This is a genomic window from Ohtaekwangia koreensis (assembly GCF_900167975.1).
GTDB classification, from domain to species: Bacteria; Bacteroidota; Bacteroidia; order Cytophagales; family Cyclobacteriaceae; genus Ohtaekwangia; species Ohtaekwangia koreensis.
Genome location: NZ_FUZU01000001.1, coordinates 3,038,180 through 3,049,943 on the forward strand (window position 1 = coordinate 3,038,180; position 11,764 = coordinate 3,049,943).

Genomic DNA, 11,764 nt, shown 5'->3' on the forward strand with positions numbered 1-11,764 from the left:
GCGATATGTACATCAATTCTTTTTAAGTTCTTCTTTCATTTTTGACAACACTCTCATGGCTTCTGCTTTCTTTTCCTCCATCTCCATAGAATCGCCTAGCGTTCTTTCTAAGTTAGCATTAATGTCATCAAATCTTTTTAATAAATTTCTCTGCGCTGAGTATGCATATATCATTGCGCCAATTACAGAATCATTTTTCTCAACAGTATTCCTTAAACTATACGGGGTGGATAAAAGGTTTTTGATCTTTAGCAAATTTGTGTCACCGGCGGTAAACTTGGTAGCAAGAGCAGCTTGAAATAATGAATCTTTCGTAAAATATTCTCTCATGGAATCATACTCTGATTCGGTATAATTTACGATATCTGTAACGCCTGAATTTTGCGTATCGTTCTCAATTTGCTTGTTCGTGTTGCATGCCAGACACATTGTGCTAATTAAAATCACATATACCTTTAGGCGGCTTCGGTTCAAGAATTTCATTTATTTGGTGAGATATGGTATATAAATGTAATATAGCACAAGCTGCTCTCAAAAGAAACACGGTTATTCCTAAAACGCGTTACCCAGGCAATCGGTAATTTGCCTCGCTATATATGCGTTTGCATCAAGGTCACTATTATAAATTGTTACGCTTATTCCTGCGGCTTTTCCGGTGGCCAGAAGATTGCTGAGGAGCATGGTCGCTTCATTAAATTGCAGCCCACCGGGAAGCCTGTAATCAACAGCAGGATTAATTTCATCTGCGAGCACATCGGTATCGAAATGAATCCAGAATCCGTCTATGTCCAATGTATTGATATGCCGCAGAACTTTTTCCATTATGACGCCTAAACCTTCGGCCCGGATCTGTTTGAGGCTGAAGCATGCTATATCTGTAGCACGTATATCGGGAGAGTCATATTCTTCAGTTTGCTCTTCATCACGCTGTGCTATATGGATAACATTTTCATCAAGTATATAAGGCTTTAATCCATCGATGTTTGTAAGGAGTTCAGGTCCGCGGCCCGTTACTATAGCCAGGTCCATGTCAGCAACTTCACCGGTGGTAGATTTCTCGGGAGAATAGAAGTCTGCATGGGCATCGATAAAAACAAGTCCGTATACTCCCTTTGTTTTTAATGCTGCTGTAATCCCTAAAAGTATACTGCAATCTCCACCCAGTACAAAACAGAAATGCTTTCGTTGTATGACTGTGGTGACTGCCTTGTGCAGGACTTTAGAAAAATGGATGATAGCGCTTGTGTTGAGGCAGTTGGTTTCGCTATCGCGTATTGTACTGCGCTGGTAATAATGTGCAGGTATATAAATCACCGGGTGATTCGAATGTATCTTTTGTTGCAAGCCGCAACTCAGAAGTACCTCGGCAAGTTTCTCCACTCCGTTCGAACTTAATCCAAGGGTAGAGGGAGCTGCTATTGTTTCTATAGTATAGGGCATATGGCTTGTCATTAAAGAAATTGATTTTAGTTCAAAGAACTATAGAACATACGCTTATGTTCGCCAGTAAGTTTTTATCACGCTGGTTAAACCGTTTATCGAAGATTAATTGATATTAAACAGACTTCGGCTATAGAGTGTGGAGAATTTTGGATAGTTTAGAACCAAGCATGCATTATTAGTAAACCAGCTTTAATGATAAGAAGATTTTTTTTGGCCGATGATGATCAAGACGAGACAGACCTCTTTGGGGAAGCGTTACGGGATATAGATCAATCGCTCGAGCTTTATTCTGCAGCAAACGGAAAGGAAGCGATCTCTGCTCTTTACAGAGGTCAGGTGCGCCCGGAAATAATTTTTCTTGACATCAACATGCCTGAAATGAACGGCTGGGATTGCCTTACAACATTAAAATCAGACGCAACATTGCGCGAGATCCCGGTAGTGATGTATTCGACTTCATCGGCAGGACTCGATGGAAAAAGGGCTGTGCAATCAGGCGCCATATGCTACCTTGAAAAACCACCGAGCTTTTTGAAACTCAAAGACTTCCTTGAGAAAATTTCCATTTCCTCAAGAACTAACCTGCCGGCTACATTACGCGCCATTGAAGCTAACAAATCTCATCGTCTGGTAATTAGTGACTGATATCGGCTGGCACAAAATTTTCACTAGGTATGTTTTGTTTAACTTTTGTGGGCGAACCATGGCCAGTATGTAATTCATTTTTAAACAAAATTGAATTTTGTCACTCTCTAACAAGAATGCAATGAAGTCTAAAGTCGTTGCTGTATCTTCAGCCGTACAGAATAACTCACCCTTTACAAACTCAGTATCTGGCCCTTCCGTCCCCGTGCATCTGGAAAGTGTAATAAACGAAGTTGAAGATTATGCCATCATCCTATTGGACATTTCCGGCATCGTTGTCTCCTGGAATAAAGGAGCCGAAAAGATCAAAGGATATACCGCGGAAGAAATTATTGGAAAAACCTTCAGGCTGTTTTACCCTAAAGAAGATAACGACAGGAATTTACCGGGCACTTTGCTAAACCAGGCGAAGGAAACCGGCAAGGCTGTGCATGAAGGATGGCGGGTAAAAAAAGATGGTACCAGGTTCTGGGGAAGTATAACCATCACGGCTGTACATAGTGAGGAAGGAGAAGTAACCGGTTACTTAAAAGTTACGCGTGACCTTACCCAACGGAAAATAGCCGAAGACCGGTATAACAACGTGCTCGAGGAACTCCGCATGAAGAATGATGAGTTAGTGAAGGAGGAGCAGCGGTATCATAAAATGGTTTCGGAAGTTCGCGACTATGCTATAATTTTATTAGATCCGTCTGGTAAAATTATAGACTGGAACAAGGGTGCTGAAAAACTAAAGGGATATACTTCGGAAGAAATTATAGGGAGAAATTTCCGGTTGTTTTATACACAGGAGGATCGTGATGCCAATCTGCCACAACAACTGGTGGCCAAGGCTATAAAAGATGGCTTTGTAAATCACGAAGGATATAGAGTTAGAAAGGACGGCAGCAGGTTCTGGGGCAATGTTGCCATCACAGCGCTGCATAATGAAGCCGGTGACATCATTGGCTTCTCGAAGGTTACTAAAGATCTTAGTGAACGTAAAATAGCGGAAGACAGGCTTTCAATTTATACTCTTGAACTAAGAGAAAGAAACGAAGCACTCAGACGAAGTGAAGAGCGTTTTAATCGCATGATCGCAGAAGTCCAAGACTATGTGATTTTGCTTTTGAACACCGCCGGTGATATACAGAACTGGAATGTGGGAGCGGAGTTAATAAAGGGTTATACCGCTGCGGAGATCATCGGAAAAAACTTTCGTGTATTCTATACTCCTGAAGACTTAAAAAAAGGTTTGCCTGAAAAGCTATTGAACGATGCAGCGCAAAAAGGTAAAGCTACCAACGAGGGATGGCGGAAGCGAAAAGATGGCTCACTGTTTTGGGCGAGTGTTGTTATTACTGCACTCCATGATGATGCCGGTAACATCATTGGATTCTCAAAAGTTACTCGTGATCTTACAGAACGAAAGAAAGCCGAAGACTATCTGCGCAACACTTCTCTGGAGCTTGAACTTAAAAATCATGACCTCGAACAATTGAACGCGGAGCTATCTTCGTTTGCCTATATTGTAAGTCATGATCTGAAAGAACCCATTCGGAAAATACAGGTATTTGCCGCACGGCAATTAGAGGAAGATAAATCCGTTGAACAAATACGGGAGTTTACCAGGAAGATAATGTCGAGTGCTTCCAGGATGCAACTGCTCATGGAATCGCTGCTTGTATACTCTCAGGTTTCTGCAGACCGGGATTTCGCAACGGTTGATCTGAATGATATACTGGCATCGGCCAAGAATGATCTTGAACTTCGGATCTCTGAAAGCAACACGGTGATAAAGTCAGATAAACTACCTTTTGTAAAGGGGATCTCTTTTCAATTTCATCAGCTTTTCCTAAACCTTCTTTCAAACGCCATCAAGTTTACCAAGCCCGGTGAACCACCGATGATTTCCATTACCAGTAAAATTATTAAGAACGGAGAGTTACCCGAAGAGTTGATCGTTAAGAACAAACCGCATCATGAAATAATCTTTTCAGATCAGGGTGTCGGATTCGAACCTGAGCAGGCCACCGAAATATTTGAAGTGTTCAGGCGCGTGGGAGATAGAACAGAATCAGGTACCGGTATAGGGCTCGCCATTGTAAAGAAAGTTGTTCAAAGACATGATGGACATATATATGCGGATTCTACACCTAACAACGGAGCGAAGTTTCATGTATACTTGCCGGTGATACCGACATCATAGATAAGTGGACTTTGACGTACTCCTATTCTAGCATAACTATATATTCATTGCCGGTTTTTACCTGGCTGATATACTTCCAGCGAATGGTTGCATTTTCTTCGTTACAGATAAAGATGTCCTGGTCTATCTGAATAGAGTTTTCGGGAACAAACAGCGTTACTTTTTTTACCTTCCAGATTTGTCCATGGACATAAGTCGCTACGCTCTTGTTGGCTACCGTTAAATAATTGTTGCCCTTCGCCAATTTCAGTAAGGTACTATGCAGCACCAGACTATCACTTACAGACTCGGCATGCATGGGATCTAGCCCCTTAAGCTGGGGAATGTCTTTGAATGTAATGCTGATCTTGATTCCGTTCTGACTATGAAAAGCATCCAGATGATTTTTGTGTTTTTCCTTCTCAAGTGCTGTAAAGTACTTGGCTTTTGTCTCGTAGTCTGTTAAGGCAGGAAGTTTAACGTTATGTGGTTTGAACTTCAAAAAAAAGAAGTCGTTGAGCGTTAGGCCTGAAGTATAGTATTCTGTTTGCCAGTTTTTAAACGTTTTGGACAGCAGTATACATTGAACCATGCCACTGAGCAGAAATCTGTTTCGTAATCCTTCTCTGCCGTATGCGGGTTCTACAAGTGTAAAGTAAAATCGCTTGTTTATATACTCCCTTTCTTTTGCAGTACTGGCAAATTCCTTCATATACATATACTCGCAGTATGTTGAGGGTCCTTCGGAGGATTCAACATTTTTTTCGTAGTCCGCATATTTATCGCCAATAATATCCTTGCGCAACATTCTGCAACTGTAGAATTTGTTTATATACTCGGCCAACTGCTTGGGCGAGGCGGACAGCATTTCCAGTAAAAGTTCATTCTCATACTGGTGAATCGCATCGTTGTGATAGTCTTCCGGATAGGTTAACAGGTCGGCAGGATTGTCAAATTTCAATTGTTTGATATGGGTTCGCTGATATACATGATGGAGTTCATGAAACAGTTCAGCATAAAACTGGTTGAGACTAACATAATGCGTTTGCCCATAATTGTTATGTGCTGTTAAATGTTTATTTATTTCGGTTTGGGATGTTCCCATAATGCCGTAGTCGGCCTGAGGAAACATATATATACTGTCACCAACAAGTTTAGCGCCAGCAGGGGGTTGAGGATGACCAGTCAGGAAGGCGGGGCCATGAAGCCTGAATATACATGCCGGGCCGAGTGTCATACCCGGCCACACCTTCTCTTTAATGCGGTTAACATTTTTTACAAACGCAGGAAATGCATAGAGATACGTGCTGTCAATGGGTTGAATGATCTGTGCACCGACGGTATATACACCGCTATACATCACAACAAGTAAAACGAATATTCTCACCATACAAATTTGACCAAGATATAATTATGCTGCGTGAAAGTTTGGACAACAGGTAAAGTAATAAATTTTATTTGTTTGGAGAAATCATAAGAGTACTTGTCAAAAAACTTCTGAAGGAAAAGAACAATAATCATATAGTGCCGGGCATCACTTCGTTTGCTAGGGGATGACACTATATTTCTTGGAAAGAAGATATACCAGGTTCTTGGCTAAAGCAGTCGGAGTCTCGATACTATCGGGATGATCCGCTTCTATGGCTGCTTTGGGCATCATGTTGAATGCCGCTGACGTGGGATCTTGCACAAACACTTTTCCCTTGAGTTCGTGAATTCTTTTAACGCCTTTCGCACCATCTGATCCGCATCCAGAAAATATAATTCCTGCAGCATGCTCTTTCTGATCTTCCGCCAATGATATAAAGAATGTATCAATCGCCCGGTTAATTATTTCCTCTTCCTTTCTGGGCCGGGTGCAGGCTATACCATATTTGATCTGAAGCTCTACGTTTTCAGGCATTACATATATATGGTTGTTTTCAATCTTTTGATGGTTCTTGATGAGCGAGACGGGCAGGGGTGTTGCTTTGGAAAGGATGTCGCCCAGAGTTGTTTTATGGGTGCGCCATAGATGTGTGACCACCACGAAGGCTGCGTTTGGATCGGGGGGTAAATTTTCAAAAAATTCAATAAGGGCATTTTGTCCGCCAGCAGAAGAACCAAGACCGATGATGAAGAATGAATTTTCCACGTCCAAAGTTTATAATAGGTATATAAAAAATCGAACCAATACCGGTAGGGCTATACGCAAAATGTTAATTATCAATTATATACCTAAAATTTGTGTACGTGGAGATGTAGTATAAATTCACTTCATTTGCAGCCCTGTAGAAAGTATACTCTATTTCTTAACGTTTTGAGCATCATGAAGATTATTGACCTGTCGAAGCCGATTCAGTTTAACAAAAATGATCCCTGGTTTATGCGTGTTAAAATCAAGCACAAGCCTCATAAAAAAGCGAAGTGGCTGATCCGGCTATTGGGATTACCATTCCGGTTGTTTCCAAAAGGTTTTGAAGGCTGGGCGGACGACACAATTCAGCACATGGGCGTGCACGCCACAACGCATATTGATGCACCCTGGCATTACTCACCGACCTGTGCAGGACAACCTGCCAAGACGATCGATCAGGTTCCGCTCGAGTGGTGCTATAATGATGGCATCGTGATTGACATGAAACACAAAGCGGACTTTGATGTGATCACGCTCTCGGATGTACAGGATTTTTTGAAGAAGGAAAATCTTGTGCTCAGGCAAGGAATGATCGTGCTGATCAAAACAGGGCGCGACAAATTTAACGGCACTAAAGAGTTTCCATATATAGGCACAGGCATGAGTGCTGAAGCAACGGCATGGCTAATCGATCAGGGAATAAAAGTAATGGGCATTGATTCGTGGGGTTGGGATATGCCGCTTACATATCAAATCAAAAAAGCAAAAGAGTCTAATGATCCCGAAGTCTTCTGGCGTGCACATCTGGTAGGACAGCATAAAGAATATTGCCACATGGAGCAGTTGGTAAACCTGGATGCGTTACCATATAGTGGTTTCAAGGTGGCGGTGTTCCCGCTCAAAATTGTAGGCGCCTCAGCTGCCCCGGCACGCGTTGTGGCGATGCTTGATTCCGCTGAATAAGCCTTCCGTCAGGCTATGTTTTTTTAGTGCAAAATGAATTTTCAAGATGAAGTGTTGAGATGTTTAAAACGTTTGTCTGAATGTTTTTTATCTAAAAAATAATTTTCAGTCTATGCGCTATAGATCGTCTTGATTTGTGTCCTTTTTGACCTTAGGTTATTAACTTGTTTTGCATTTCTGCCATATTCGTTTTTTTAGAAAATTAATTGTCGGATTTATAAAACAGAGATATCAAGCCATCATGATCAAAAAGAAATTAGTATACCTGGTTTGGGTGTTCGCCGTAGTCCTGACGGCTTGCACAACTACTAAAAAGACTGGGCTCCAATACTCGCCTGTCGCCATCAGTGACGACTCGTTGTTGACGTTGGTTGAAGCCCGAACGTTTCAATATTTCTGGGATGGAGCCGAGCCTACATCGGGAGCTGCCCGCGAGCGATTTCATGCCGATAATGTTTATCCCGAGAATGATAAACACATTGTTACTTCCGGTGGAACCGGGTTTGGTGTGATGGCGATACTGGTAGGTATGGAACGCGGATTCATCACTCGTCAACAAGGTGTTGACCGGCTCACGCACTTTATTACATGGCTTGAAAAAGCAGATCGCTTTCATGGCGTATGGCCACATTGGTGGAATGGTGAAACCGGTAAAGTAAAGCCGTTTAGTCCGAATGATAATGGAGGCGACCTGGTGGAAACTTCATATTTGTTGCAGGGGCTGCTCTGTGTGCGTCAATATTTTAAAGACGGCAATGACGCAGAGAAGTCGCTTGCTTCACGTATCGATAAACTTTGGAAAGAGGTTGAGTTCGACTGGCATCGACAGAATAACAAAAATGTTCTATACTGGCATTGGTCTCCTGACAATGCATGGAAAATGAACTTCGCGGTGGAAGGCTATAATGAATGCCTCATCATGTATATACTTGCAGCCTCTTCACCAACACATGGTATACCGGCAGAAGTATACCACGATGGATGGGCGCGCAAAGGTGGTATACGCAACGACTCCACGCATAGTCAATATGGTTATCACCTGGACTTACGTCACAATGGAGCGCAGCAATTTGGTGGTCCCTTGTTCTGGTCGCATTATTCTTTCCTGGGTTTGGATCCACATAACTTAAAGGACCGCTACGCAGACTATTGGACACACAATAAAAATCATACACTCATCAATCGCCAATACTGCATTGAGAATCCAAAAGGCTATAAGGGCTATGGAGTGAACAGTTGGGGCTTAACAGCAAGTTATTCTATAAACGGATATGCAGCACATAGTCCCAATGAAGATCTTGGTGTTATTTCACCTACCGCTGCATTGTCATCGTTCCCCTATACTCCGGAGGAATCCATGAAAGCATTGAAGCATTTTTACTTCGACCTGGGCGACAAAACATTTGGCGTGTATGGATTTTATGATGCCTTCAGCGAACATCACAACTGGTATCCGAAGCGCTATCTTGCCATTGACCAGGGTCCTGCCATTGTCATGATCGAAAATTATCGCTCCGGCTTGCTATGGAAATTGTTTATGTCAGCACCTGAAGTACAAGCTGGTAAAGCCAAGCTTGGTTTTGAATAGGGAAAATTATCGCTCGGTATACTTGAAGGGTAGACGCGCAGAGCCTGTCATCAAGTATATATAAGATAAAGCAAGTGTATATTTATATGCTTGCCTTATTTTTTATACGTACTCTATAATTGTAGATAGAAGGCAAAGGATTCAGTAGGGTGTTTCACTTGTGCTATATACACGTGTGTCCGTGTGATCTATACCGGTATCTTTTTTCGTGTTATCGTGCGAATGTTCTACAGCAGGAGATTTCCTGAATTAGTTACGCACGCTTGCCGGAATTAATTACTTCTTTAACTTGCTGCTTTATGCCCTGAGCAAGATTGATTTCCTCTATGCGATATACCTTCTTCATTCTTATACTTTTCATCTTAACATGCTCGTGTCAGAACACTTCAAATAACAAGAATGATATACCAGACAAAATCAAGAATGAAGTTTCGTCTGAGTTTTTCGAAGCATTATATTCCAGTACATACTATGATTTAGTGGATCGCGTAGAAGCGGATGGATTTCTGCAAGAATCTAAAACAGGTCAATATGCAGGTATGTATTCCAGGACGGTAGGCGCTATAGTTCCCTTGCTGATTGAGGCCGGTGACACAGAGCGTGCCGAACACTTGATCACCTGTGTGTTTGATGCCATGAGGACAAACGGACTTGATCGTGTGCCGCATGTATTTGACCGCAAAGTATATCCCGATAAACCTGCCGACTCGATTCGTAATCCTTATAAAATTATAGGTCGCACCGATCAGGTCGATGGACAAGCGCATGTTATCCTGGCCTGGGCACAGCTTGCAGTGCATCGTGGTGAAACTGACTTTGAGAAACGCACCTGGCACATAGCCTCTACGTTGATGGATAAGTCTACCGAGAAGCCTTACCTGGGCTTAACAGAGTCCGGTGCTATACCAAACCTGGTTTACAACTATGCATTTGAGCATTCACGTCTTGTGCCGAGCAACTATAATTTGCTCACACAATGTTTTGCAGGTGCGGCCCTGGAAGCCATGATTACCATTGCCAAAAGGCGAAACGACCATGAACATGCTGCGCGTTGGACAGAACGTATCAACGTTATTCGTGAAGGTGCGCAACGTCACCTGGTTCGAAATGTAAATGGAAAAGAAATATATAGAGAACTACTGCTGAAAGAGAACAACGCGCATATACCTTTTGATGGCATGGGCTGGGTAAATCTCTCACCAGTCGCAGCCCAGTGGGAACCACTCGCACACACGGTGATGGTAAATACCATGGAAGCTTATAGAAAGAATATGCAAATCTGGAATGGTATACACTGGATGCCGACTGACTCATGGCCCGATGGAGAGTTCTATGGGCAAATGATCGGCAAAGGTATAGCCTGGGAGATCGAGTACGCACGACATGAAAAAGAATGGCAACGCATCCAGGATATACTCGCCATGCTGAAAATAGTACAGTATAAGCATCCCATCTATATGGAGAACTCGTTCTTGTTTAACGGAACGTCTGCAGGTGTATATCGCATCAACCGGGACAAACTAAAGGAGTTTGAGCAGGGTACATGGAGGGTGGTAGACCCGGGCAATGCTGAACAAGTTGCCTGGTGGTGCTGGGCTATGGCACGACTGCGCAAAGAAGCTGGACTGCCCGTTGTTCCTGAAAGAGTTCATCAACAGTCGCTTGATAAAAATTCTGCTGTGAGTAAAGACAATGCGCACGGACTGCTCTTTCAGTACTTTCGTAAAACGACCACGGGCAAGCCCTTTCATTGGACAGATGAAGAGCCGCTGGTTACAGGTGTTCAGAAGTATATCAGCATTACTCCCGAGCAGCTTGTAACCGATGATTTCGGTCTGACCTGGAAAGGTTATATTACCATAGAAGCGGATGATGAGTACCGGTTTTTCTCGTATGCTGTTAATCCATCACGCGTGTTGATAAACGATGAAGTGATCACTCCGGGTAAAGCTATAGCCTTGAAAAAAGGATATCACGCTATAGCCGTGCAGTATGATCATATCCTAGCGGATGAATCCCTGGAAGTTTACATTCAACAAGGAGCGGAGCCAAAGCGTACAGCGCTGCGCGCAGATCAACTATACTTCGCGCATCCCCGGGACAAACAGAGTATCCCGCCTGTGATAGTACCTGCTCTTCCTGAGATAGAGCCGGGCGAAACCATACAGGTTTCCATTCACAGCACCGATGAACAAGTAGAAATATACTATACTTTGGATGGAGCTGAGCCTTCCGTGAATTCAACGCGATATAGTAAGCCGTTTACAATACATACTCCTACGCGAGTACGGGCAGTTACAAAAAAAGAAGGACTTGCCCAAAGTGCTTCTGCGCATGTATACTATCGGGAAGTGCCGAAGCGATTGCTGCTTACATTACAGTATCCACCACATGCCCGGTATTCCTCTCGTGGACAAAGAACGTTAACGGATAAATTACTCGGGTCAACAAACAATGCTGATGGACACTGGCTCGGGTTCGAGGGCACAGACTTTAAAGCCTCTATAGATCTTCGTGAAGCAAAAAGCATGAACAGTATTCAAGTAAATTTTCTCCACGACCAGGGGGCATGGGTTTTTGCTCCTAAGAAAGTAATTTTTTCAGTTTCAATGGATGGCATCAAATATAGTCCCGTAAAAGAAGAAAGCTTTAGTGCCTCCGTTGATAAGTCTGAGAAGACGATCATTAAGAACTTCCGGGCGGACTTGAAAAATAAATCTGCACGATTCCTTCGCATCGATGCGCAAAATATAGGAAGCATTCCGTCCTGGCACGCAGGAGTAGGAGGGAAGGCATGGATCTTTGTGGATGAGGTTCGTATTGAATAGCTCAGGAAACTTTT

Annotated in this window: 9 protein-coding genes; 5 read left to right on the forward strand and 4 right to left on the reverse strand. The window is 43.0% G+C overall.

From position 1 onward, the window contains the following. Positions 1–12 precede the first annotated feature (12 nt). Both B5Y40_RS11960 and B5Y40_RS11965 read right to left on the reverse strand, forming a co-directional pair. On the reverse strand, positions 13–330 hold the full coding sequence (locus B5Y40_RS11960) for a hypothetical protein (protein WP_143785710.1): 318 nt from the start codon (positions 328–330) through the stop codon (positions 13–15). A 222-nt stretch (positions 331–552) separates the two neighbouring features. Then, complete coding sequence (locus B5Y40_RS11965; RefSeq protein WP_079686885.1) at positions 553–1,452, reverse strand: arginase family protein; 900 nt, start codon at positions 1,450–1,452, stop codon at positions 553–555. A gap of 183 nt (positions 1,453–1,635) precedes the next feature. Between B5Y40_RS11965 and B5Y40_RS11970 the strand changes: the two genes are divergently transcribed. Next, complete coding sequence (locus B5Y40_RS11970; protein ID WP_079686886.1) at positions 1,636–2,088, forward strand: response regulator; 453 nt, start codon at positions 1,636–1,638, stop codon at positions 2,086–2,088. Positions 2,089–2,209: 121 nt separating this feature from the next. Continuing rightward, entirely contained in the window at positions 2,210–4,276 is a 2,067-nt protein-coding gene (locus B5Y40_RS11975) for a PAS domain-containing sensor histidine kinase (RefSeq protein ID WP_079686887.1), read from the forward strand. Between the two features lie 22 nt (positions 4,277–4,298). On the opposite strand, the gene B5Y40_RS11980 is transcribed toward B5Y40_RS11975, so the two are convergent. Both B5Y40_RS11980 and B5Y40_RS11985 read right to left on the reverse strand, forming a co-directional pair. Further along, positions 4,299–5,645 carry a hypothetical protein gene (locus B5Y40_RS11980; protein WP_143785711.1) on the reverse strand — a complete coding sequence of 449 codons (1,347 nt, stop codon included), beginning with the start codon at positions 5,643–5,645 and terminating at the stop codon, positions 4,299–4,301. Between the two features lie 156 nt (positions 5,646–5,801). After that, positions 5,802–6,389 (reverse strand): chemotaxis protein CheB, encoded by a 588-nt coding sequence (locus B5Y40_RS11985; protein ID WP_159453682.1) that lies wholly within the window; start codon positions 6,387–6,389, stop codon positions 5,802–5,804. A gap of 174 nt (positions 6,390–6,563) precedes the next feature. Here B5Y40_RS11985 and B5Y40_RS11990 point away from each other — a divergent pair, with 174 nt between their 5' ends. The 3 genes from B5Y40_RS11990 (at position 6,564) to B5Y40_RS12000 (ending at position 11,750) form a co-directional block, all read left to right on the forward strand. Continuing rightward, a complete protein-coding gene (locus tag B5Y40_RS11990) occupies positions 6,564–7,334 on the forward strand; it encodes a cyclase family protein (protein ID WP_079686890.1) in 771 nt (256 codons plus the stop codon). A gap of 241 nt (positions 7,335–7,575) precedes the next feature. After that, complete coding sequence (locus B5Y40_RS11995; protein WP_079686891.1) at positions 7,576–8,922, forward strand: glucoamylase family protein; 1,347 nt, start codon at positions 7,576–7,578, stop codon at positions 8,920–8,922. Positions 8,923–9,248: 326 nt separating this feature from the next. Next, the gene (locus tag B5Y40_RS12000) at positions 9,249–11,750 is read left to right on the forward strand and encodes a chitobiase/beta-hexosaminidase C-terminal domain-containing protein (RefSeq protein ID WP_079686892.1); all 2,502 of its coding nucleotides are present in this window, start codon (positions 9,249–9,251) and stop codon (positions 11,748–11,750) included. Positions 11,751–11,764: the final 14 nt, after the last annotated feature.